Below are 20047 nucleotides of genomic sequence, written 5' to 3'. Positions count from 1 at the left end.
GGTGATTGTAAGCCAGATGATGCAGAAAGTTGAAATCCTTGATGCAGGTGATACCGGATTCCTTCAAAACCAGATTGTAGATAAGTGGGCATTCAGAGAAGAGAACGACAATATTCTTGACAAGAAAGTAGTAATGGATGCCGGAGATTCTTCTACCTTGAAGCCAGGTATGATCATCACCTCAAGAAGATTGAGAGATGAAAATTCTAGCTTAAAGCGTAAGGATCTGAAACTTGTACAGGTAAGAGATGCAGAAACAGCCGTCTCTCAGCCAACTTTACAAGGAATCACTGCTGCTTCTTTGGGAACTGAAAGCTTTATCTCGGCTGCTTCCTTCCAGGAGACAACCAAGGTATTGAGTGAAGCTGCCATCAGAGGTAAGCGTGATGAATTGTTGGGTCTTAAAGAAAACGTAATTGTAGGACATTTGATCCCTGCAGGTACCGGACAGAGAGGATTCGCCGAGATCATTGTAGGATCTCAGGAGGATTATGACAGACTTTCTGCAGAGAAAGAAAGGTCATTCAACAAATCCAGAGAAACAGTAAAATAAAAAATTGATTTATTCATACATAAAAGGCCTGTATCCAATACAGGCCTTTTTTCATCAAAATATACTCACCATGGAAGACGGAAAAGGACAAAAATCAGTAATGGATCAACAAATCAATGTTGAACTTTCGGAAGAAATTGCAGAAGGCATTTATAGCAACCTCGCCATGATCGCCCATTCCAATTCAGAGTTTGTGATAGATTTTATCAGATTGATGCCCGGTGTACCAAAGGCAAAAGTAAAATCAAGGATCATTATGACTCCGGATCATGCTAAAAGGCTATTGGCAGCACTTAAAGACAATATCAGTAAATACGAACAAGCTTTTGGGAAAATAGAAGGTGGTTCAGAAGGACCAAGTTTTCCATTAAACTTCGGAGGAAACTTTGGGGAGGCTTGACAAAAATATAACAGCTTAATTTTGTTTGTTTTACCTATTTGCATACCTTTGCAGTCCAAAATTCACAAGTTAAAGGAAGAAAAATAAATTTTATCAGTTAATGCCTACTATACAACAGTTAGTAAGAAAAGGTAGAACCACCCTTGAGACTACATCCAAATCGAGAGCTTTGGATTCTTGTCCTCAAAGGAGAGGTGTTTGTACCAGGGTGTACACTACCACGCCTAAGAAGCCTAACTCAGCGATGAGGAAAGTGGCTAGGGTAAGATTGACGAATGGTAAAGAGGTAAACGCCTACATTCCGGGTGAAGGTCACAATTTGCAAGAACACTCTATCGTATTGATCAGAGGTGGTCGTGTGAAGGATCTTCCAGGTGTACGTTACCACATTATCAGAGGTGCATTGGATACTGCAGGAGTAAAAGACCGTAAGCAAGGTCGCTCCAAGTACGGTGCTAAGAGACCTAAGCCAGGTCAAGCTGCTAAAGGTGCCCCAGCAAAAGGTGCTCCAGCAAAAAAGAAATAATAATAACTAATTAAAGAAATGAGAAAAGCGAAACCAAAGAAGAGATATATTCTTCCTGACCCGAAGTTCGGCGACACCTTGGTAACCAAGTTCGTCAACTGTCTGATGGTAGATGGTAAGAAGAGTATTGCTTACAAAATCTTCTACGACGCAGTCGAGAAGGTAGAATCAAAAGTAGGTGAGAACGGTCTTGAGGTTTGGAAAAAAGCGCTTAACAATATAACTCCAGCCGTAGAGGTGAAGAGTCGTAGAGTTGGTGGTGCTACATTCCAGGTTCCAATGGAAGTTAGACCTGAAAGAAAAACGTCCCTAGGTATTAAGTGGATGATCACTTACGCCAGAAAAAGAGGTGAGAAGACAATGATGGACAGGCTTGCAGGTGAGATCATCTCTGCTTCAAAAGGCGAAGGTGCTGCAGTGAAGAAGAAAGATGATACACACAGAATGGCTGAAGCAAACAAGGCATTCTCACATTTTAGATTTTAATCAGTAATGGCAAGAGATTTAAAATACACTAGGAACATTGGCATTGCCGCGCATATTGATGCCGGTAAAACAACTACTACAGAACGCATACTCTACTATTCAGGTGTCAGTCACAAAATCGGTGAAGTTCACGATGGTGCGGCGACAATGGACTGGATGGCACAAGAGCAGGAAAGAGGTATTACCATTACTTCTGCTGCTACCACTGTGTTTTGGAATTACAGAAAAAATAAATACCAAGTTAACATTATCGATACTCCAGGCCACGTTGATTTTACCGTTGAGGTAAATCGTTCCTTGAGAGTTTTGGATGGGCTTGTTTTCCTATTTAGTGCTGTTGATGGTGTTGAGCCTCAATCAGAGACAAACTGGAGACTTGCCGATAACTATAAGGTGGCCCGTATAGGTTTTGTTAACAAAATGGATCGTTCCGGCGCTAACTTCCTTGAAGTTTGTAAGCAGGTAAAGGAAATGTTGGGAAGCTATGCGGTTCCTTTGCAGCTTCCAATCGGTGCTGAAGATAATTTTAAAGGAGTAGTCGATCTGATCAACAACAGAGGCATAGTATGGAACGAGGAAGATAAAGGGATGACTTTTACAGAAGTTCCCATTCCTGCTGACATGCTTGAGGAAGTTGCTGAATACAGAGAACACCTTCTTGAGGCAGTGGCTGATTATGATGAGTCATTGATGGAGAAATTTTTTGATGATCCAGAATCTATCACAGAAGCTGAGATTCTTTCTGCATTGAGAAGAGCAACCATTGACATGAAAATTGTTCCAATGGTTTGTGGTTCCTCGTTCAAGAATAAAGGTGTGCAAACCATGCTTGATCTTGTGATGGAATTGCTTCCTTCTCCTTTGGACAAAGATGATATCATTGCTACAGGTCTTGATTCTGAGGAAGAAGTTGTCATCAGACCTGACGAAAAAGAACCATTTACAGGATTGGCTTTTAAAATCGCAACTGACCCATTTGTGGGCCGTCTTTGCTTTGTAAGAGCGTATTCAGGTGTTTTGGAATCTGGTTCTTATATCTTTAACAGCCGTTCAGGCAATAAAGAGCGTATCTCAAGGGTATTTCAAATGCACGCTAACAAACAAAACCAAATCGAAAGATTGGTTGCAGGTGATATCGGTGCTGTCGTTGGTTTCAAAGACATCAAAACAGGGGATACCCTTTGTGATGAAAAGCGCAAAGTAGTACTTGAATCAATGGTGTTCCCGGAGCCTGTTATCGGATATGCAATTGAGCCAAAAACTCAAGCTGATGTAGATAAATTGGGTATGGCTATTTCCAAATTGGTAGAAGAAGATCCTACTCTTCAGGTTAACACTGATCAGGAAACTGGACAGACTATTCTAAGAGGTATGGGTGAACTCCATTTGGAAATTATCATTGACCGTTTAAAAAGGGAATTTAAGGTTGAAATCAATCAAGGTGCTCCTCAAGTTGCTTACAAAGAAGCTTTGTTTGGTTCTGTTGAACACAAGGAAGTTTATAAGAAGCAGACAGGTGGTAAAGGAAAATTTGCCGATATCGTATTTGAACTTGGCCCTAAAGATCCAGATCCTGTTACCAACGAGATCAAGCCAGGTCTTGATTTTGTAAATGGTATCGTAGGTGGTGTGATTCCAAGAGAATTTATTCCGGCAATTCAGAAAGGCTTTAATGAGGCAATGAAAAACGGCCCATTGGCAGGTTATCCAATCGAATCTATGAAGGTAAGGTTGTTTCATGGTTCTTTCCATGATGTTGACTCTGATGCGCTTTCTTTCGAATTAGCAGCAAGAATTGGATTCAAAGAAGCAGCTAAAAAATGTAAGCCACAGTTACTTGAGCCTATCATGGGCGTGGAAGTTGTGACTCCTGATGAGTACACAGGTCCAATTACCGGAGACTTAAACAGGAGAAGGGGAATGATGAAAGGAATGGATACCAAAGGTACCTCAACCGTCATCAAAGCAAATGTCCCTTTGTCTGAGTTATTCGGATATGTTACCGACTTGAGAACAAATTCTTCAGGTAGAGCTTCTGCCTCTTTGACATTCTCTCACTATGAGCCGGTGCCAAACAACATTGCAGAAGGCGTGATTGCAAAAGTAAAAGGTGAAAAAGCCTAAATTTTGACAGAAAATGAATCAGAAAATCAGAATAAAATTGAAATCATACGATCATAGCCTGGTGGATAAGTCATCTGAGAAGATCGTAAAGGCGGTAAAAGCAACCGGAGCAATTGTGGTTGGGCCCATCCCTTTGCCTACAAAGAAAGAGAAGTTTACTGTGTTGAAATCCCCACACGTAAATAAAAAAGCAAGAGATCAATACCAGCTTTGTACTTACAAAAGATTGGTTGATATCTATAGCAATAGCTCTAAAACCGTTGATGCATTGATGAAGATCGAGCAACCAAGTGGAGTTGATGTAGAAATCAAAGTCTGACGGATAGGTAACATATTGATGAAAAACCTGTACCAATCTGGTACGGGTTTTTCTTTTGCCCACATGTGTTAGGAAGTTTATTTAGTAATAAGGTCTGAATTTAGCCTTGTAGCCAAATTTATTTTCGTAAATAATTGAAAATATTAAAGTTGGGATTTGTAAGCTGCGGGAAAAACCCTAACTTTGCAGTCCTTAAAAAAGCACCTAAGCGCTTAAAGGCTTTGGTTTCAAGATTATTATACAACAGAAGATGTCTGGAATAATAGGTAAAAAAGTAGGAATGACTAGCATTTTCAGTGCCGATGGACGAAACGTCGCATGCACGCTAATAGAAGCTGGTCCTTGCGTAGTGACGCAAGTAAAAAATGTAGAAACAGACGGGTACAACGCTGTTCAATTGGCATATGGTGAGCGTAAAGAAAAAAATACGCCAAAACCGTTGATGGGCCACTTTAAAAAAGCCGGCACCACACCAAAACAGAAGGTTGTTGAATTCAGAGACTTCAGAATCGAATTTGAAGGTCAGGTTGATCTTGGGAAGACTGTTAAAGCAGGCGAAGTATTCATCGAAGGTGATTTCGTAGATGCAATTGGAACTTCCAAAGGTAAAGGTTTCCAAGGTGTTGTTAAGCGTCATGGTTTTGCCGGTGTCGGTGGAGCAACCCACGGTCAGCATAACAGGGCAAGACATCCTGGTTCAATTGGTGCTTGTTCTTGGCCATCCAGAGTATTCAAAGGAATGAGAATGGCTGGTAGAACTGGTGGTGATAGGGTAAAGGTGATCAATTTGAGAGTCCTTAGAATCTATCCTGACAAAAACCTTTTACTGGTAAGTGGTTCTGTGCCAGGTCCAAAAAATTCTTTCGTTATTCTAGAGAAGTAAGAAAATGGAATTAGCTGTATTAAAATATAACGGTGAAGACACAGGTAGGAAAGTCAATCTTTCAGATGACATTTTCGCGATCGAACCTAACGATCATGCGATCTACCTGGATGTGAAGCAATATTTGGCAAACCAAAGACAAGGTACACACAAAGCCAAGCAAAGAAATGAGATTGCTGGATCTACCAAAAAGATCAAAAAGCAAAAAGGTACAGGTGGAGCCAGAGCAGGTTCTATTAAGTCGCCTTTGTTTAGAGGAGGAGGAAGGGTTTTTGGACCTGTTCCAAGAGATTATTCCTTCAAACTAAATAAGAAGCTTAAGCAATTGGCAAGAAAGTCTGCTTTGTCATATAAGGCAAAAGAAAATAGTGTATTGGTTTTGGAAAATTTCTCCTTTGAGGCTCCAAAGACCAAGAGCTATATAGCAATGTTGAACGGTCTTTCTTTATCAGATAAGAAAACATTATTGGTTCTTCCTGAAATCAACAAGAACGTTTATTTGTCTAGCAGAAACTTGAAGAAGTCTAAAGTGATGACAGTTGAAAATATAAATACTTATGAATTGTTAAATGCTGACAATCTGGTATTGTGTGAAGGTTCAGTAAGTATGTTAGAAACCCTTTTATTGAAGTAAGAAGATGGCAACACTTAAAAAACCTTTGATTACAGAGAAGATTTCAGCAATGAATGAGCAAGGTGTTTATGGTTTCGCAGTCGAGAAAACTGCTACCAAGCCTGAAATCAAAAGAGCCGTTGAAAAAATGTATGGTGTAAAAGTTTTGGATGTCCGTACCATGAGGTATGCAGGCAAGCCAAAGACAAGATATACTAAAACAAAAATTGTTTCTGGCTTTAGTGCACCTTATAAGAAAGCAATTGTTAAAGTTGCAGAAGGAGAAATAATTGATTTTTACGGAGAAATTTAATTGAATCAGAATCATGGCAGTTAGAAAATTAAAACCTGTAACACCAGGAACCAGATTCAGAGTAGCGCCGGCATTTGATGAGATAACTACATCAAAGCCAGAGAAATCTCTTTTGGCTCCGAAACCAAAGTCAGGTGGTAGAAATAACACTGGTAAAATGACCAACAGATATATTGGTGGTGGTCATAAGCAAAGACTTAGAATTATTGATTTCAAGAGAAATAAGTTCGGTGTAGTAGCTGAAGTTCTTTCAGTAGAATATGATCCAAACCGAACTGCACGTATTGCATTGTTGCAGTATTCGGATGGTGAAAAGGCTTATATTATCGCACCGAACGGAATCCAAGTCGGTCAGAAAGTAATTTCTGGCGAAACTGTGGCTCCAGAGATCGGAAATGCTATGCATCTTGTCAATGTGCCTTTGGGTACCATTGTCCATAATATTGAGCTTAAGCCCGGTAAAGGCGGAGCTATGGCACGTAGTGCAGGTGGTTATGGTCAGGTTGTTGCAAGAGATGGAAAGTATGTGACCATTAAATTGCCTTCGGGAGAGATGAGACTTGTTCTCGGAACCTGTATGGCTACTGTTGGTACTGTTTCTAATGCAGACCATATGAATGTGGTACTTGGTAAAGCTGGTAGAAACCGTTGGTTAGGAAGAAGACCAAGAACAAGAGGTGTCGCTATGAACCCTGTTGACCACCCTATGGGAGGTGGCGAAGGTAGGTCCTCAGGAGGTCATCCAAGGTCAAGGAAAGGCTTACTTGCCAAAGGCAAGAAAACAAGAAGTCCTAAAAAGTATTCTAACAAATTCATTATCAGCAAAAGAACCAAATAGATATGGCACGTTCATTAAAAAAAGGTCCTTATATAGAGCACCACTTATTGAAGAAGGTGGATGTAATGAACGAGACCGGAAAAAAATCAGTCATCAAGACTTGGTCAAGAAGATCAATGATTTCTCCGGATTTCGTAGGCCATACATTCGCTGTGCATAACGGCAATAAGTTTATACCTGTATTTGTTACAGACAATATGGTAGGACATAAACTTGGAGAATTTGCACCTACTAGGAACTTTAGAGGTCACATTGCCAAGAAAGATAAAGGAAAGAGATAATCATGGAAGCAATAGCAAGATTAAATAACGTTCCTACCTCTCCCCGTAAAATGCGATTGGTCGCAGACCTCGTAAGAGGTAAAAGAGTAGGACAGGCATTAAGCATTTTGAAGTTCACTCCCAATAGTGGAGCGGCTAGAATCGAAAAACTTCTGCTTTCTGCTGTAGCCAACTGGCAAGCGAAAAATCCGGATGAAAAGATTGAAGAAGCTGATTTGTTTCTAAAGACAATCTTCGTGGATGAAGGACGCATGCTCAAAAGACTTAGACCTGCACCACAGGGAAGAGCTCACAGAATTCGAAAAAGATCGAATCATGTAACTTTGATTGTAGATTCCTACAGTACAGATGTTACCGCTGATCAAGTTGAAACAACAGAAAAATCTAATTAAAATCAGACTATGGGACAAAAAGTAAACCCAATTGGTTTTAGACTTGGTGTAATCAAAGGTTGGGATTCCAACTGGTATGGCGGAAAAGATTTCGCTGAAAAGCTGTATGAAGATCAGCAGATCAGAAAATATGTTACCGCCAGGATTCCAAAAGGAGGAATCTCAAAAGTTGTCATCGAGAGAACTTTGAAGAGAATCACTCTTACCATCCATACTGCCCGTCCTGGGGTAGTTATAGGGAAAGGTGGAGCCGAAGTTGATAAGCTTAAAGAGGAATTGAAAAAATTGACCAACAAAGATGTTCAAATTAACATTTTTGAAATTAAACGTCCAGAAATGGATGCCAAATTGGTTGGTGAATCTATCGCGCAACAACTTCAAGCACGTATCTCATTCAGAAGAGCAATGAAGCAATCTATTGCTGCTACTATGAGAGTTGGTGCAGAAGGTATCAAAGTTAAACTTTCAGGTAGACTAGGCGGAGCTGAAATGGCAAGATCTGAGATGTATAAAGAAGGAAGGATTCCTTTACATACATTAAGAGCTGACATAGACTATGCAGTTTCTGAGGCCAATACCGTTTATGGAATCATCGGTATCAAGGTTTGGATATTTAAAGGTGAAGTTTACGGGAAAAGAGATCTATCTCCTAACGTAGGCGCAGCCAACGAGCCAAAAACCAATGCTTCTGCAGCAGCTAGAGGAAAGCGAAGAGAAGGTGGTCCTAAGAGAAGAAAGAGAAATAACTAATTTTCACCCTTAAGTGAGAAATCATGTTACAGCCGAAAAGAACGAAATTTAGAAAAATGCATAAGGGTAGAGTCAAAGGACTTGCTCAAAGAGGTCACGAACTTTCTTTTGGCAACTTTGGTATCAAATCCCTCGAGCCAGGATGGATAACCTCCCGTCAGATTGAGGCAGCACGTATTGCCATGACGAGAGCGATGAAAAGAGAAGGTCAGGTTTGGATTAGGATTTTTCCTGACAAACCTATCACCAAAAAGCCTGCAGAGGTTCGTATGGGTAAGGGTAAAGGTGCTCCAGAATATTGGGTTGCAGTGATTAAGCCAGGCACTATCCTTTTCGAAGCAACTGGTGTAACTCTTGAAGTAGCTAACGAAGCTTTGAGATTGGCACAACAGAAACTTCCAGTAAGTACAAGATTCGTAGTACGTAGAGATTACGTTGGATAATAGAAACTATGAAAAACGCAGAGATAAGATCACTTTCCGAAAGTGAAATAATGGAACGTATAGCCGCTGAGCAGGTCAATTTGTCAAAGTTGAATTTTGCCCATGCTATCTCTCCAATTGAAAATCCCAATAAAATAAAGGAATCAAGGAAGCTGATCGCAAGATTGAAAACATCCTTGTCCGAGAAACAATTAGCTAAATAATAATAAGATGGCTACTGCTGAGAGAAATCTTCGTAAAGAAAGAACAGGTAAGGTAGTTAGTAACAAGATGGATAAGTCCATCACTGTAGCTGTAGAAAGGAAAGTAAAACATTCCATCTATGGTAAATTTGTTGCTAAGACTACAAAATTTATGGTTCATGACGAGAAAAATGAGGCTAATGAAGGCGATACTGTCAGAATTAGCGAAACTCGTCCGCTGAGTAAGAACAAACGTTGGAGATTGGTTGAAATAATAGAAAGGGCTAAGTAATCATGATACAACAAGAATCCAGACTAGGTGTAGCGGATAATTCAGGTGCCAAAGAGGTACTTGTAATCCGTGTATTGGGAGGTACCAAAAAAAGGTATGCCTCAATTGGTGATAAAGTTGTCGTAACTGTTAAATCTGCTCTTTCTTCAAGCAACATGAAAAAAGGTACCGTTTCTAAAGCGGTTATCGTGAGAACGAAGAAAGAAATCAGAAGAAAAGACGGTTCATATATCAGATTCGAAGATAATGCAGCTGTTCTTTTGAACAACAACGATGAGCCAAGAGGTACCCGTATTTTCGGACCTGTGGCCAGAGAGTTGAGAGAGAAGCAATTTATGAAGATTGTGTCTTTAGCCCCAGAAGTATTGTAATCATGGAAAGAAAATTCAACAAACAACCAAAATTGCATGTCAAAACCGGTGATACTGTTAAGGTATTGTCAGGTGATGATAAAGGCAAATCAGGTAAAATACTTTCTGTCGATCCTACCAAAAGAAGGGCGATAGTAGAAGGTATCAATACGGTAACCAAGCACGTTAAGCCAACTGCATCCAATCCTCAGGGAGGAATTGAAAAAAGAGAGGCTTCTTTGCATCTAAGTAATCTTATGCTTGTAGATCCTAAAACAGGAGAAGCTACAAGGACAGGAAGAAAAGAAAATGAGAAAGGTAAACTAGTTAGATATTCTAAGAAAACTGGGGAGGTGATCAATGGCTAATCCAAGAGTTAAAGATAGATATATGGCTGAAATAGTGCCTGCAATGAAGGAAAAATTTCAGTATAGTTCAGTGATGGAGGTCCCAAAGTTGACCAAAATTGTGATCAACAAAGGTATTGGAGCAGCTGTAGCAGATAAAAAATTGGTCGATCAGGGTGTTGAAGAACTTTCTTTGATTGCTGGCCAAAAGGCTGTTGCAACAAAAGCAAAAACTTCTGTTTCCAACTTTAAGTTGAGAGAAGGAATGCCTATCGGAGCTAAAGTTACTTTAAGGGGTAACAGAATGTATGAGTTCTTAGACCGTTTGATGACCATAGCACTTCCTAGAGTTAGAGATTTCAAAGGTATCAATGACAAAGGTTTTGATGGAAGAGGCAATTACACCTTAGGTGTGACCGAGCAGATTATTTTCCCTGAAATTAGCATTGAAAAAGTGAATAAAATCTCTGGTATGGATATCACTATTGTGACTTCCGCTAAGACAGATGAAGAAAGCTATGCTTTATTGAAAGCTTTTGGTATGCCTTTTATCAACAAAAATAATTAAGAAATATTATGGCAAGAGAGTCACTCAAAGCTCGTGAGCGTAAAAGAGAAAGTCTTGTAGCAAAATATGCTAAAAAGCGTGCTTTGTTGAAAGCAGCCGGAGATTTTGAAGGGTTGGATAAATTACCTAAGAACTCATCCGCGGTTAGATTGCATAACAGGTGTAAATTGACAGGTCGTCCAAAAGGGTATATGAGGAAGTTCGGAATCAACAGGGTAACCTTTAGAGAAATGGCTTCAGCAGGAAAAATCCCTGGAATTACTAAGTCTAGCTGGTAAAATTCAAACAAGAGTTTTTATTCTAAAAATCATTGTGTAACTTTGCACTCCCTTAGCGGGAAAGTGCAGTTAGACTTATATAATTATGACTGATCCAATAGCTGATTATCTGACAAGATTGAGAAATGCCATAAAGGCAACTCATAGAATCGTTGAGATGCCTGCTTCTAATATTAAAAAGGAGATCACGAAGGTGCTTCATGATAAAGGTTATATTCAAAACTACAAATTTGATGAGAATGGTCCTCAAGGGGTCATCAAAATAGCTTTGAAATACAACCCATCGACAAAGCAGAATGCCATCGTAAGCCTGAGTAGAGTTAGTAAGCCAGGTCTAAGAAAATATGTAAAACATGAAGATCTTCCAAGGGTCATCAATGGCCTTGGAATTGCAATCCTCTCTACTTCCAAAGGTGTTATGACTGATAAGGAAGCTCGCACCGAAGGTGTTGGAGGTGAAGTACTTTGCTACGTTTATTAATATACCGTCATGTCTAGAATAGGTAAAAAACCAATAAATATACCTGCGGGTGTTACTGTAGACGTGACTGCATTCAATGCAGTTACTGTTAAAGGTCCCAAGGGTACTCTAAGTAGGGATGTGAATCCCGACATTGCTGTGAAGGTGGAAGGAAAGGAAATTATCCTCGAAAGACCCACAGATTCTAAAAGACACAAGTCTCTCCATGGACTTTATAGATCTCTTATCAACAACATGGTCGTTGGAGTATCTGATGGGTACAAAAAAGACCTAGAATTGGTTGGGGTGGGTTATAAGGCGTCTAATCAGGGACAAGTTCTTGAACTTTCCTTAGGTTATTCACACAACATCTTTTTTGCGCTTCCTGAGTCCGTTTCTCTAAAAACTGAAACAGCCAAAGGTAAAAATCCAATTATTACATTGGAAGGTATTGATAAAGAATTGGTTGGGCAAATTGCTGCCAAGATTAAGTCATTGCGTAAAGTAGAACCATATAAAGGTAAAGGTGTACGCTTTGTTGGAGAAATTGTTAGACGTAAGGCTGGTAAAACTGCCGGTAAAAAATAATTAATATGGCCTTTAATAAGAGTTTAAGAAGACTTAGAATCAAAAGAAGTATCAGAAGAAAGATTTCTGGTACTGATTCAAGACCTCGTTTGTCTGTATTCAAAAGTAATACCGGTATATATGCGCAGTTAGTTGATGATCTAAAAGGTCATACTCTTGCTCATGCATCATCCAAAGAATTAGGATCCGTTAAAAATGCTAATGTTACGGTATCAAAAGAGGTTGGAAAGAAATTAGCAGAAAGAGCTGTAGCAAATGGTGTCACAGATGTCGTTTTTGACAGAGGTGGTTATTTATATCACGGTAATGTTAAAGCTCTTGCTGATGGTGCAAGAGAAGGTGGCCTTAAATTTTAATAGATATTATGTCTCAGGTAAAAAGAAAACCAATTAGGGCAACAGATACTGAATTAAAAGAGAAAGTTGTTGCTATCAACCGAGTTGCTAAAGTAGTAAAAGGTGGTAGGAGATTTTCATTCTCTGCAATTGTAGTAGTAGGTGATGGTGCCGGTGTTGTAGGGTATGGACTTGGCAAAGCCAATGAAGTTACCGACGCAATCACAAAAGGTATCGAAGATGCAAAAAAGAACCTTGTAAGGGTTCCTGTTTTGAAAGGTACTATTCCTCATGAGCAGTTAGGTAAATTTGGTGGAGGTTTTGTACTTATCAAGCCGGCCGCTGCAGGTACAGGAGTAATTGCCGGTGGTGCGATGCGTGCTGTTTTGGAAAGTGCTGGTGTGACCGACGTATTGGCCAAATCAAAAGGATCTTCTAACCCACATAATGTGGTAAAAGCTACGATCGATGCATTGGTGCAGTTGAGAGATGCTATAGCTGTTTCCCAGCAAAGAGGAGTTAAAATGTCAAAAGTTTTTAACGGTTAATTTAAGATGGGAAAGATCAGAATAACTCAGATAAAAAGTACCATAAAAAGACCTAAAGACCAAAAAGCTACAATTGTAGCGCTTGGACTTGGTAAAATCAACAAGTCTGTAGAGATTGAAAGTAATCCTGCAATTGCTGGTATGGTAAGGAAAGTTAGTCACCTTGTAAAAGTGGAGGAAGCTTAATTATGAAACTACATACATTAAAACCTGCAGAAGGTTCGGTTAAATCAAGCAAAAGAATCGGACGAGGTACTGGTTCAGGAAGAGGAGGGACCTCTACAAGAGGTCACAAAGGGGCCAAATCAAGATCCGGATATAAGTCTAAACTTGGATTTGAAGGCGGTCAAATGCCTCTCCAAAGAAGAGTTCCAAAGTTTGGGTTCAAGAGCCTTAATACTACAGTCCACAAGCCAATCAACCTGGATGCAATCCAAAATTTGGCGACTGAATTTAATTTGGAAACAATTTCATTTGATACAATGGTAGAACATGGATTGGTTTCTAAAAAAGATGTTGTAAAAGTGTTGGGTAGAGGCGAACTTACAGCCAAATTAAATGTAAGTGCACACTTATTCTCTGCTTCTGCTGTGGAAGCCATTGAAAAAGTAGGCGGAACAGTAAACAAGCTTTAAATAAATGAAAAAGTTTATCTCAACAGTTAAGAATATCTTTTCTATTGAAGATCTAAGGATCCGAATTTTAAATACAATAGGTTTTCTTGTTGTTTTTAGATTGGGTTCTTTTATAGTGTTGCCTGGCGTAGACCCGTCTAAACTTGGCGATGCCCCGGAAGGTATTTTTGGCCTGATTGACACATTCTTAGGTGGTGCGTTTAGTAACGCTTCCATTTTTGGATTGGGAATCATGCCATACATTTCCGCTTCAATTGTGCTACAGTTATTGACTGTTGGAGTGCCGTATTTTCAAAAACTTCAAAAAGAAGGAGAGTCGGGTAGGAAGAGAATTAATCAGTTTACTAGGGTTCTCACTATATTGATTACCATAGCGCAAGGTGTAGGATATATTACAGCAACGATCCTTCCTACTGGGGCAGTGATGGTTGGAACTACACTCTTCATGTTTAGTTCACTTGTTCTTTTGACAGCTGGTACAATGTTTTGTATGTGGCTTGGAGAGAAGATTACTGAGAAAGGAATAGGAAATGGTATATCAATGTTGATTATGATTGGTATCATTTCAAGATTTCCTGGAGCAATTATAGCAGAAGTATTGTCAAAAGGAACTTCTGGAATGTTGCTTCTCCTTATAGAAGCAGGGGTATTGTTCTTCGTAGTTCTTGGTGTGGTTGCCATGACTGAAGCTACTAGAAGAATTCCTGTCCAATATGCAAAGCAGGTTGTAGGTGGAAAAGTATATGGAGGACAAAGGCAGTATATACCAATTAAAGTAAATGCTTCCGGTGTTATGCCCATTATCTTTGCACAGTCATTGATGTTTTTACCTGCACTAATTGCACAGATTTGGTCTTCTGAAAGTGATATTGCCAATTACATTGGTAGCACGTTTAGTGATTTCACTTCTTGGCAATACAACCTCGTATTTGCAACTATGATTATTCTCTTCACTTTCTTTTATACTGCAATTACGGTTAATCCGGAGCAGATTGCTGAGGATTTGAAAAGGAATGGTGGTTTTGTACCTGGTATCAAACCAGGCGCTCCGACCTCGGATTTCATTGATAACATCATTTCCCGAATAACACTACCTGGTTCTTTGTTATTATCTCTTATAGCTATACTTCCAGCTTTTGCAATTATTGCAGGTGTTGGTGGTGAGTTTGCACAGTTCTATGGAGGTACTTCTCTATTGATTATGGTGGGTGTAATTATGGATACCTTAAGACAAATAGAAAGTTATTTGTTGATGAGACACTATGAGGGTATGATGAAGAGCGGAAATATGAAAAACAATCCTACAAATTACGCTGCCGCTGTATGATTCATTACAAAACTTCCGAGGAAGTTCAGATAATCAAACAAGGCGCTCAAATTCTAGGAAAGGCTCACGGAGAAGTGGCCAAACATATTAAAGAAGGGGTAAAGACCTCTTTTCTTGACAAAATAGCAGAGGAGTACATTCGTGATAACGGCGGTGTACCATCCTTCAAGGGCTATAATGGATTTCCTTCCTCTCTTTGTATTTCAGTAAATGAAGTGGTGGTTCATGGTTTTCCTAGTAGTTATATTTTGAAAGATGGCGATATAATCTCAGTAGATTGTGGAGTCTTTCACCAAGGTTTTCATAGCGATAGCGCTTATACTTACCCTGTCGGTGAAGTTTCTCCCCAAGTATTGTCATTGCTCAAAGCAACGAAGGATTCTCTTTATTTAGGTATTGAAAAGGCTGTTTTTGGTAATCGAATTGGAGATATAGGTTTTACTATTCAAAAATTTGTAGAAGCCAAAGGATATACCGTAGTAAGGGAATTGGTTGGCCATGGTTTAGGAAAAAATCTCCATGAATCTCCCGAGGTACCCAATTATGGTAAAAAAGGAAGCGGTCCTCTTCTTAAAGCTGGTATGGTGATAGCCATTGAGCCGATGATCAATCTTGGAACAAGGAATATTGTTCAAGAAAGAGATGGTTGGACGATTAGAACAGCCGACAGAAAGCAGTCAGCGCATTATGAACATACGGTGGCAATCTTTGAGGATAGAACAGAGATTTTGACTACTCACCAATATATAGAAGAAAATTTCAAATTCTAAGTATGGCAAAACAGACATCTATTGAACAAGATGGGACTATCGTAGAGGCATTGTCCAATGCAATGTTTAAAGTGGAATTGGAAAATGGACATCAATTAATTGCCCATATTTCCGGTAAAATGAGAATGAATTATATCAAGATCCTTCCGGGGGATAAAGTTAAATTGGAACTTTCTCCGTATGATCTTTCAAAAGGTAGAATCGTTTACAGATACAAATAAAATGTCATGAAAGTAAAGACATCAATCAAAAAGAGAAGTGTTGATTGTAAGGTTGTCAGAAGAAATGGAAAACTTTACGTCATCAACAAGAAAAATCCTAAGTTTAAACAAAGACAAGGTTAATCATTATGGCAAGAATTGCAGGTGTTGACATACCAGACAACAAGCGTGGTGAGATCGGCTTGACCTACATCTTCGGAATTGGTAGGAGCTCAGCGAGATCAATACTAGAAAAAGCAGGAATTTCTTTCGACAAGAAAGCAGGTGAGTGGGATGATGATGAATCAACCGCTATCAGAACTATCATATCTGAGGAATTTAGAACCGAAGGTGCATTGAAGTCTGAAATCCAATTGAACATTAAGAGATTAATGGATATTGGATGTTATAGAGGTTTGAGACACAGAAAAGGTCTTCCTGTTCGTGGTCAGAAAACCAAGAATAACGCGAGAACAAGAAAAGGTAAGAGAAAGACTGTTGCTAACAAGAAAAAGGCAACTAAATAAATCTTGAATTAGATTATGGCTCAGAAAAGAAACGATAAAGCTAAAGGTAAAAAAAGAGTAGTTAAGGTAGAAGCTGTGGGCCAAGTTCACATCAAAGCTTCTTTTAACAACATTATCATCTCTATTACCAATAATTCTGGTCAAGTGATCTCTTGGGCTTCTGCCGGTAAAATGGGATTCAGAGGCTCCAAAAAGAACACTCCTTATGCCGCACAAATGGCCGCACAAAATTGCGGACAAGTAGCATATGACCTTGGATTGAGAAAAATTGAGGTTTTTGTAAAAGGACCTGGTGCAGGACGTGAGTCCGCCATCAGAACTTTGCAAAATGTAGGACTGGATGTAACTACCATCGTGGATGTGACCCCACTTCCACATAATGGATGTCGCCCTCCAAAACGTAGAAGAGTATAATTTCTTAAAGAAGATATATAATGGCAAGATATACAGGTCCAAAGGCAAAGATCGCCAGAAGATTCGGTGAGCCTATCGAAGGATACAGCAAAGCTCTCCAAAAGAAAAATTACCCTCCCGGAATGCACGGAAGAGGTAGAAGAAAAAAGCAGTCCGAATATGCTATTCAGCTTGCTGAAAAGCAAAAGGCTAAATACATCTATGGTGTATTAGAAAGACAATTTGCTAAAATGTTTGATATTGCTTCCAGAAAACAAGGAATTACGGGTGAAAACCTCCTCCAGTTATTGGAATCAAGATTGGATAATACAGTTTATAGACTAGGTATTGCCCCTACAAGAAGAGGTGCAAGGCAACTTGTTTCCCACAAACATATTCTTGTAAACGGTGAACTAGTCAATATTCCATCTTATACCTTGAAGCCAGGTGATGTTGTATCTGTAAGAGAACGTTCAAAATCTCTTGAAGCAATCACCAATAGCCTTGCAGGTAGAAGTACACGTTATTCTTGGTTAGAGTGGGATAACACCTCTTTAGCAGGTAAGTTTGTATCGATTCCGACCAGAGATGATATTCCTGAGAATATCAAGGAACAGTTGATCGTCGAACTTTACTCTAAATAATTACTTTCAGACTTAAACAGAACTATTGATATGTCCATATTAGCATTTCAAATGCCCGAGAAAGTGGTAATGGAAAAAGCCGATGATTTTCACGGTCTATTCACCTTCAAACCTCTTGAAAAGGGTTACGGGGTCACCATCGGTAATGCCTTGAGGAGAATACTTTTATCCTCATTGGAAGGTTATGCGATCACTTCTGTGAAGCTTCCTGGGGTAGTACATGAGTTTTCTACAATCGAGGGCGTTGTTGAAGATGTGACTGATATCATTCTGAACCTCAAACAAGTTAGATTTAAAAAAGTCCATGATTCAATTGATGGGAAGATAACTGTTGAGGTAAAAAACCAGCCTGTTTTCACTGCAGGAGATATAGCCAAATTCACCTCTTCTTTTGAAGTTTTGAATCCTGAGCTGATTATCTGCCACCTTGATAATACTAAGAGTTTTGAAATTGAACTAACAGTAGAAAAAGGTAGAGGATATCTTCCCGCTGAAGAATCAAAACCGAAAGAGCAGATCTTTGGAGTAATTCCTATCGATGCCATTTTCACTCCAATTAAAAATGTGAAATACAGCGTGGAAAATACCAGGGTTGAGCAAAAGACTGACTTTGAAAAGTTGATCTTGGAGGTTACCACTGACGGATCTATCCACCCTGAAAAGGCGCTTCAGGAATCTGCGAAGATTTTGATCCAACATTTCATGTTGTTTTCAGACCAGACGATGGTTTTGGATTCTACAGGAGTGTCTGAGCCTGAACCAATCGACGAAGAATTCTTGCATATGAGAAAGCTTCTTAAAACTCCTTTGAGCGATTTGGATCTTTCTGTTAGAGCATTCAACTGTCTTAAAGCTGCTGATGTGAGAACCTTGGGAGACCTAGCTAGACTCGAAATTTCAGATATGATGAAGTTCAGGAATTTTGGTAAAAAATCCCTTGCTGAATTGGAGCAGTTGATCCAAGAAAAAAGCCTCACCTTTGGTATGGATTTGGCTAAGTATAAACTTGATGAAGAATAATTTAAAATGAGACACGGTAAGAAATTCAACCACCTTGGCAGGACAGCCAGTCATAGGAAGGCGATGCTTTCTAATATGGCAACTTCCCTGATTCTTCATAAGCGTATTTCTACGACGCTTGCCAAGGCAAAGGAGCTAAGAAAATATGTAGAGCCTCTGATTACCAGAGCTAAAGAAGATACAACACACAACAGAAGGATAGTATTTTCTTACCTTCAAAATAAAGAAGGTATCAAAGCCTTGTTTGGTGATGTTGTAGAAAAAGTTGGAACAAGAACTGGTGGTTATACTAGAATCATCAAAACCAATTTCCGACTTGGTGATAATGCAGAAATGTGTATCATTGAGCTAGTAGACTTCAATGAATTGATGTTGAAAGATGCTCAACCAGCCAAAAAGACAACTAGAAGAAGCAGAAGAAGTTCAGCTAAAGCAACTGACTCCGCTGAGGCTCCTGTCGAAAAAGCTGAAGAGAATAAAGAAGAAAATACTGGTGAATAATTCATGTCAGATGATTCTAAATATAAAGGGATTGGACTTTGGTTCAATCCCTTTTTTTATTTCCAGATCAAATTACCAAGGCTAATACTCCAAAAATCCTTAACTTTGACAAGTCCAAAAAATAACAATGAATAAGCAAAAAGCAACCCTTCTATTGGCTGACGGCACCATTTTTCATGGTACCTTAATCGGGAGTAATGGTACCAACGGCGGTGAAATTTGTTTCAACACAGGCATGACCGGATACCAAGAAATCTACACAGATCCTTCTTATACAGGACAAATTGTGGTTACTACAACCTCTCATATTGGAAACTACGGTGTCATAGATTCTGAGGTAGAATCGGACCACCCGACTATAGCAGGGATAGTGGTAAACAGTTTCTCCGAAGGATTCAGCAGACTTGATGCTAGTGGTTCTTTACAGGACTATCTTGTCAAATATGGCATTACAGGGATTGCTGATATTGATACAAGGAAACTTGTAAGGCATCTTCGTTCAAAAGGAGCAATGAATGCAATCATCAGCTCAGAATTTGAAAGCGACTTAGCCGGCCTTATGGCTGAATTGAATAAAATTCCCGACATGAATGGTTTGGAGCTATCGTCACAAGTTTGTACGACTGAGCCTTACTTTTTTGGAGAGGAATCATCAGCCATAAAAGTCGCATGCCTTGATTTTGGTATTAAAAGGAATATATTGAGAAACTTGGCTGATCGAGGTGTTTATTGTAAAATTTTCCCTGCAAAGACCACCTTGGCTGAAATGGAAGTTTGGAATCCTGACGGCTATTTTCTTTCCAACGGACCGGGTGATCCGGCTGTTATGGATTATGCCGTCCAGACTGCAAAAGACATCCTAGGTACAAATAAGCCATTGTTCGGGATTTGTCTAGGTCACCAGATCCTTGCTGAAGCCTGTGGTATTTCCACCTATAAAATGCACCATGGCCATAGGGGCTTGAATCACCCTATCAAAAACCTCCAAACGGGAAAAAGTGAAATCACTTCACAAAACCATGGTTTTGTTGTTAATAGGGAAGATGTAGAGAAAAGCGATATCGTCGAAATGACGCATATACACCTAAATGACAATACAGTTGCCGGAATTAAATTAACCGGCAAACCCGCTTTTTCTGTACAATACCATCCTGAGTCCTC

Annotated in this window: 35 protein-coding genes and 1 pseudogene; all 36 read left to right on the top strand. The window is 39.4% G+C overall.

The genetic code is table 11. The features are described from left to right. Positions 1 to 553, top strand: a pseudogene (locus tag ACZFYI_RS03815) (DNA-directed RNA polymerase subunit beta'); the annotation flags it as partial. 70 nt (positions 554 to 623) lie between these two features. After that, on the top strand, positions 624 to 953 hold the full coding sequence (locus tag ACZFYI_RS03810) for a DUF3467 domain-containing protein (protein ID WP_462522788.1): 330 nt from the start codon (positions 624 to 626) through the stop codon (positions 951 to 953). Positions 954 to 1053: 100 nt separating this feature from the next. After that, a complete protein-coding gene (gene rpsL, locus ACZFYI_RS03805) occupies positions 1054 to 1479 on the top strand; it encodes a 30S ribosomal protein S12 (protein WP_113924099.1) in 426 nt (141 codons plus the stop codon). An 18-nt stretch (positions 1480 to 1497) separates the two neighbouring features. After that, positions 1498 to 1965 carry a 30S ribosomal protein S7 gene (gene rpsG, locus ACZFYI_RS03800; protein ID WP_113924100.1) on the top strand — a complete coding sequence of 156 codons (468 nt, stop codon included), beginning with the start codon at positions 1498 to 1500 and terminating at the stop codon, positions 1963 to 1965. 6 nt (positions 1966 to 1971) lie between these two features. Beyond that, positions 1972 to 4089 (top strand): elongation factor G, encoded by a 2118-nt coding sequence (gene fusA / locus ACZFYI_RS03795; protein WP_462522787.1) that lies wholly within the window; start codon positions 1972 to 1974, stop codon positions 4087 to 4089. A gap of 13 nt (positions 4090 to 4102) precedes the next feature. Next, positions 4103 to 4408, top strand: coding sequence for a 30S ribosomal protein S10 (gene rpsJ / locus ACZFYI_RS03790; RefSeq protein WP_462522786.1), 306 nt, complete (start codon positions 4103 to 4105; stop codon positions 4406 to 4408). Between the two features lie 250 nt (positions 4409 to 4658). After that, positions 4659 to 5291, top strand: coding sequence for a 50S ribosomal protein L3 (gene rplC / locus ACZFYI_RS03785; protein WP_462522785.1), 633 nt, complete (start codon positions 4659 to 4661; stop codon positions 5289 to 5291). Positions 5292 to 5295: 4 nt separating this feature from the next. Continuing rightward, complete coding sequence (gene rplD / locus ACZFYI_RS03780) at positions 5296 to 5925, top strand: 50S ribosomal protein L4 (RefSeq protein WP_462522784.1); 630 nt, start codon at positions 5296 to 5298, stop codon at positions 5923 to 5925. A 4-nt stretch (positions 5926 to 5929) separates the two neighbouring features. After that, a complete protein-coding gene (gene rplW / locus ACZFYI_RS03775) occupies positions 5930 to 6217 on the top strand; it encodes a 50S ribosomal protein L23 (RefSeq protein ID WP_113924103.1) in 288 nt (95 codons plus the stop codon). 13 nt (positions 6218 to 6230) lie between these two features. Further along, positions 6231 to 7055 (top strand): 50S ribosomal protein L2, encoded by an 825-nt coding sequence (gene rplB, locus ACZFYI_RS03770; RefSeq protein ID WP_462522783.1) that lies wholly within the window; start codon positions 6231 to 6233, stop codon positions 7053 to 7055. 2 nt (positions 7056 to 7057) lie between these two features. Beyond that, positions 7058 to 7336: a 30S ribosomal protein S19 gene (rpsS, locus tag ACZFYI_RS03765; RefSeq protein WP_113924105.1), complete on the top strand. Its 279-nt coding sequence runs from the start codon at positions 7058 to 7060 to the stop codon at positions 7334 to 7336. 2 nt (positions 7337 to 7338) lie between these two features. Next, entirely contained in the window at positions 7339 to 7728 is a 390-nt protein-coding gene (gene rplV / locus ACZFYI_RS03760; protein ID WP_462522782.1) for a 50S ribosomal protein L22, read from the top strand. 9 nt (positions 7729 to 7737) lie between these two features. Further along, on the top strand, positions 7738 to 8478 hold the full coding sequence (rpsC, locus tag ACZFYI_RS03755; RefSeq protein ID WP_462522781.1) for a 30S ribosomal protein S3: 741 nt from the start codon (positions 7738 to 7740) through the stop codon (positions 8476 to 8478). 23 nt (positions 8479 to 8501) lie between these two features. Next, positions 8502 to 8921, top strand: a complete 420-nt coding sequence (rplP, locus tag ACZFYI_RS03750; protein ID WP_113924108.1) for a 50S ribosomal protein L16 — start codon at positions 8502 to 8504, stop codon at positions 8919 to 8921. Between the two features lie 8 nt (positions 8922 to 8929). Then, positions 8930 to 9124 carry a 50S ribosomal protein L29 gene (gene rpmC / locus ACZFYI_RS03745; protein ID WP_462522780.1) on the top strand — a complete coding sequence of 65 codons (195 nt, stop codon included), beginning with the start codon at positions 8930 to 8932 and terminating at the stop codon, positions 9122 to 9124. A 7-nt stretch (positions 9125 to 9131) separates the two neighbouring features. Further along, positions 9132 to 9395, top strand: coding sequence for a 30S ribosomal protein S17 (gene rpsQ / locus ACZFYI_RS03740; protein WP_241127433.1), 264 nt, complete (start codon positions 9132 to 9134; stop codon positions 9393 to 9395). A gap of 2 nt (positions 9396 to 9397) precedes the next feature. Further along, positions 9398 to 9766 carry a 50S ribosomal protein L14 gene (gene rplN, locus ACZFYI_RS03735; protein WP_009183371.1) on the top strand — a complete coding sequence of 123 codons (369 nt, stop codon included), beginning with the start codon at positions 9398 to 9400 and terminating at the stop codon, positions 9764 to 9766. Between the two features lie 2 nt (positions 9767 to 9768). Continuing rightward, positions 9769 to 10113: a 50S ribosomal protein L24 gene (rplX, locus tag ACZFYI_RS03730; RefSeq protein WP_462522779.1), complete on the top strand. Its 345-nt coding sequence runs from the start codon at positions 9769 to 9771 to the stop codon at positions 10111 to 10113. After that, complete coding sequence (gene rplE, locus ACZFYI_RS03725) at positions 10106 to 10660, top strand: 50S ribosomal protein L5 (protein WP_462522778.1); 555 nt, start codon at positions 10106 to 10108, stop codon at positions 10658 to 10660. Before rplX ends, rplE begins: the two co-directional genes overlap by 8 nt. Positions 10661 to 10668: 8 nt before the next feature. Next, the gene (gene rpsN / locus ACZFYI_RS03720) at positions 10669 to 10938 is read left to right on the top strand and encodes a 30S ribosomal protein S14 (RefSeq protein ID WP_462522777.1); all 270 of its coding nucleotides are present in this window, start codon (positions 10669 to 10671) and stop codon (positions 10936 to 10938) included. An 85-nt stretch (positions 10939 to 11023) separates the two neighbouring features. Further along, a complete protein-coding gene (gene rpsH, locus ACZFYI_RS03715; protein WP_462522776.1) occupies positions 11024 to 11419 on the top strand; it encodes a 30S ribosomal protein S8 in 396 nt (131 codons plus the stop codon). Between the two features lie 9 nt (positions 11420 to 11428). Then, positions 11429 to 11986, top strand: coding sequence for a 50S ribosomal protein L6 (gene rplF / locus ACZFYI_RS03710; protein WP_462522775.1), 558 nt, complete (start codon positions 11429 to 11431; stop codon positions 11984 to 11986). A 5-nt stretch (positions 11987 to 11991) separates the two neighbouring features. After that, positions 11992 to 12342, top strand: a complete 351-nt coding sequence (gene rplR / locus ACZFYI_RS03705) for a 50S ribosomal protein L18 (protein ID WP_462522774.1) — start codon at positions 11992 to 11994, stop codon at positions 12340 to 12342. Between the two features lie 8 nt (positions 12343 to 12350). After that, a complete protein-coding gene (gene rpsE / locus ACZFYI_RS03700; protein WP_113924118.1) occupies positions 12351 to 12869 on the top strand; it encodes a 30S ribosomal protein S5 in 519 nt (172 codons plus the stop codon). A gap of 6 nt (positions 12870 to 12875) precedes the next feature. Continuing rightward, positions 12876 to 13055, top strand: coding sequence for a 50S ribosomal protein L30 (gene rpmD / locus ACZFYI_RS03695; protein WP_462522773.1), 180 nt, complete (start codon positions 12876 to 12878; stop codon positions 13053 to 13055). Between the two features lie 2 nt (positions 13056 to 13057). Continuing rightward, on the top strand, positions 13058 to 13504 hold the full coding sequence (gene rplO, locus ACZFYI_RS03690; protein WP_462522772.1) for a 50S ribosomal protein L15: 447 nt from the start codon (positions 13058 to 13060) through the stop codon (positions 13502 to 13504). Positions 13505 to 13508: 4 nt separating this feature from the next. Continuing rightward, positions 13509 to 14831 carry a preprotein translocase subunit SecY gene (gene secY / locus ACZFYI_RS03685; RefSeq protein WP_462522771.1) on the top strand — a complete coding sequence of 441 codons (1323 nt, stop codon included), beginning with the start codon at positions 13509 to 13511 and terminating at the stop codon, positions 14829 to 14831. Continuing rightward, entirely contained in the window at positions 14828 to 15601 is a 774-nt protein-coding gene (gene map / locus ACZFYI_RS03680; RefSeq protein ID WP_462522770.1) for a type I methionyl aminopeptidase, read from the top strand. Before secY ends, map begins: the two co-directional genes overlap by 4 nt. A 2-nt stretch (positions 15602 to 15603) precedes the next feature. Continuing rightward, positions 15604 to 15822: a translation initiation factor IF-1 gene (gene infA, locus ACZFYI_RS03675; RefSeq protein ID WP_009034195.1), complete on the top strand. Its 219-nt coding sequence runs from the start codon at positions 15604 to 15606 to the stop codon at positions 15820 to 15822. 6 nt (positions 15823 to 15828) lie between these two features. Then, complete coding sequence (rpmJ, locus tag ACZFYI_RS03670) at positions 15829 to 15945, top strand: 50S ribosomal protein L36 (RefSeq protein WP_081624975.1); 117 nt, start codon at positions 15829 to 15831, stop codon at positions 15943 to 15945. A 5-nt stretch (positions 15946 to 15950) separates the two neighbouring features. Next, positions 15951 to 16328: a 30S ribosomal protein S13 gene (rpsM, locus tag ACZFYI_RS03665; RefSeq protein WP_462522769.1), complete on the top strand. Its 378-nt coding sequence runs from the start codon at positions 15951 to 15953 to the stop codon at positions 16326 to 16328. Between the two features lie 15 nt (positions 16329 to 16343). Further along, positions 16344 to 16742 (top strand): 30S ribosomal protein S11, encoded by a 399-nt coding sequence (gene rpsK, locus ACZFYI_RS03660; RefSeq protein WP_084118500.1) that lies wholly within the window; start codon positions 16344 to 16346, stop codon positions 16740 to 16742. Positions 16743 to 16762: 20 nt separating this feature from the next. Next, positions 16763 to 17365 carry a 30S ribosomal protein S4 gene (rpsD, locus tag ACZFYI_RS03655; RefSeq protein WP_462522768.1) on the top strand — a complete coding sequence of 201 codons (603 nt, stop codon included), beginning with the start codon at positions 16763 to 16765 and terminating at the stop codon, positions 17363 to 17365. Positions 17366 to 17395: 30 nt separating this feature from the next. Continuing rightward, positions 17396 to 18385 (top strand): DNA-directed RNA polymerase subunit alpha, encoded by a 990-nt coding sequence (locus tag ACZFYI_RS03650; protein WP_462522767.1) that lies wholly within the window; start codon positions 17396 to 17398, stop codon positions 18383 to 18385. A 6-nt stretch (positions 18386 to 18391) separates the two neighbouring features. Then, positions 18392 to 18886, top strand: a complete 495-nt coding sequence (rplQ, locus tag ACZFYI_RS03645) for a 50S ribosomal protein L17 (protein WP_462522766.1) — start codon at positions 18392 to 18394, stop codon at positions 18884 to 18886. A gap of 127 nt (positions 18887 to 19013) precedes the next feature. Beyond that, positions 19014 to 20047: glutamine-hydrolyzing carbamoyl-phosphate synthase small subunit (gene carA / locus ACZFYI_RS03640; RefSeq protein ID WP_462522765.1), on the top strand; the 1034-nt coding region annotated here is incomplete at its 3' end.

This window comes from Aquiflexum sp., from assembly GCF_977115555.1.
This window is presented reverse-complemented; position numbering and strand designations above follow the sequence as displayed.

Coding starts and splice junctions, on each gene's coding strand:
- ACZFYI_RS03810 (WP_462522788.1), top strand. CDS start 624: ATGGAAGACGGAAAAGGACAAAAATCAGTAATGGATCAACAAATCAAT.
- rpsL (WP_113924099.1), top strand. CDS start 1,054: ATGCCTACTATACAACAGTTAGTAAGAAAAGGTAGAACCACCCTTGAG.
- rpsG (WP_113924100.1), top strand. CDS start 1,498: ATGAGAAAAGCGAAACCAAAGAAGAGATATATTCTTCCTGACCCGAAG.
- fusA (WP_462522787.1), top strand. CDS start 1,972: ATGGCAAGAGATTTAAAATACACTAGGAACATTGGCATTGCCGCGCAT.
- rpsJ (WP_462522786.1), top strand. CDS start 4,103: ATGAATCAGAAAATCAGAATAAAATTGAAATCATACGATCATAGCCTG.
- rplC (WP_462522785.1), top strand. CDS start 4,659: ATGTCTGGAATAATAGGTAAAAAAGTAGGAATGACTAGCATTTTCAGT.
- rplD (WP_462522784.1), top strand. CDS start 5,296: ATGGAATTAGCTGTATTAAAATATAACGGTGAAGACACAGGTAGGAAA.
- rplW (WP_113924103.1), top strand. CDS start 5,930: ATGGCAACACTTAAAAAACCTTTGATTACAGAGAAGATTTCAGCAATG.
- rplB (WP_462522783.1), top strand. CDS start 6,231: ATGGCAGTTAGAAAATTAAAACCTGTAACACCAGGAACCAGATTCAGA.
- rpsS (WP_113924105.1), top strand. CDS start 7,058: ATGGCACGTTCATTAAAAAAAGGTCCTTATATAGAGCACCACTTATTG.
- rplV (WP_462522782.1), top strand. CDS start 7,339: ATGGAAGCAATAGCAAGATTAAATAACGTTCCTACCTCTCCCCGTAAA.
- rpsC (WP_462522781.1), top strand. CDS start 7,738: ATGGGACAAAAAGTAAACCCAATTGGTTTTAGACTTGGTGTAATCAAA.
- rplP (WP_113924108.1), top strand. CDS start 8,502: ATGTTACAGCCGAAAAGAACGAAATTTAGAAAAATGCATAAGGGTAGA.
- rpmC (WP_462522780.1), top strand. CDS start 8,930: ATGAAAAACGCAGAGATAAGATCACTTTCCGAAAGTGAAATAATGGAA.
- rpsQ (WP_241127433.1), top strand. CDS start 9,132: ATGGCTACTGCTGAGAGAAATCTTCGTAAAGAAAGAACAGGTAAGGTA.
- rplN (WP_009183371.1), top strand. CDS start 9,398: ATGATACAACAAGAATCCAGACTAGGTGTAGCGGATAATTCAGGTGCC.
- rplX (WP_462522779.1), top strand. CDS start 9,769: ATGGAAAGAAAATTCAACAAACAACCAAAATTGCATGTCAAAACCGGT.
- rplE (WP_462522778.1), top strand. CDS start 10,106: ATGGCTAATCCAAGAGTTAAAGATAGATATATGGCTGAAATAGTGCCT.
- rpsN (WP_462522777.1), top strand. CDS start 10,669: ATGGCAAGAGAGTCACTCAAAGCTCGTGAGCGTAAAAGAGAAAGTCTT.
- rpsH (WP_462522776.1), top strand. CDS start 11,024: ATGACTGATCCAATAGCTGATTATCTGACAAGATTGAGAAATGCCATA.
- rplF (WP_462522775.1), top strand. CDS start 11,429: ATGTCTAGAATAGGTAAAAAACCAATAAATATACCTGCGGGTGTTACT.
- rplR (WP_462522774.1), top strand. CDS start 11,992: ATGGCCTTTAATAAGAGTTTAAGAAGACTTAGAATCAAAAGAAGTATC.
- rpsE (WP_113924118.1), top strand. CDS start 12,351: ATGTCTCAGGTAAAAAGAAAACCAATTAGGGCAACAGATACTGAATTA.
- rpmD (WP_462522773.1), top strand. CDS start 12,876: ATGGGAAAGATCAGAATAACTCAGATAAAAAGTACCATAAAAAGACCT.
- rplO (WP_462522772.1), top strand. CDS start 13,058: ATGAAACTACATACATTAAAACCTGCAGAAGGTTCGGTTAAATCAAGC.
- secY (WP_462522771.1), top strand. CDS start 13,509: ATGAAAAAGTTTATCTCAACAGTTAAGAATATCTTTTCTATTGAAGAT.
- map (WP_462522770.1), top strand. CDS start 14,828: ATGATTCATTACAAAACTTCCGAGGAAGTTCAGATAATCAAACAAGGC.
- infA (WP_009034195.1), top strand. CDS start 15,604: ATGGCAAAACAGACATCTATTGAACAAGATGGGACTATCGTAGAGGCA.
- rpmJ (WP_081624975.1), top strand. CDS start 15,829: ATGAAAGTAAAGACATCAATCAAAAAGAGAAGTGTTGATTGTAAGGTT.
- rpsM (WP_462522769.1), top strand. CDS start 15,951: ATGGCAAGAATTGCAGGTGTTGACATACCAGACAACAAGCGTGGTGAG.
- rpsK (WP_084118500.1), top strand. CDS start 16,344: ATGGCTCAGAAAAGAAACGATAAAGCTAAAGGTAAAAAAAGAGTAGTT.
- rpsD (WP_462522768.1), top strand. CDS start 16,763: ATGGCAAGATATACAGGTCCAAAGGCAAAGATCGCCAGAAGATTCGGT.
- ACZFYI_RS03650 (WP_462522767.1), top strand. CDS start 17,396: ATGTCCATATTAGCATTTCAAATGCCCGAGAAAGTGGTAATGGAAAAA.
- rplQ (WP_462522766.1), top strand. CDS start 18,392: ATGAGACACGGTAAGAAATTCAACCACCTTGGCAGGACAGCCAGTCAT.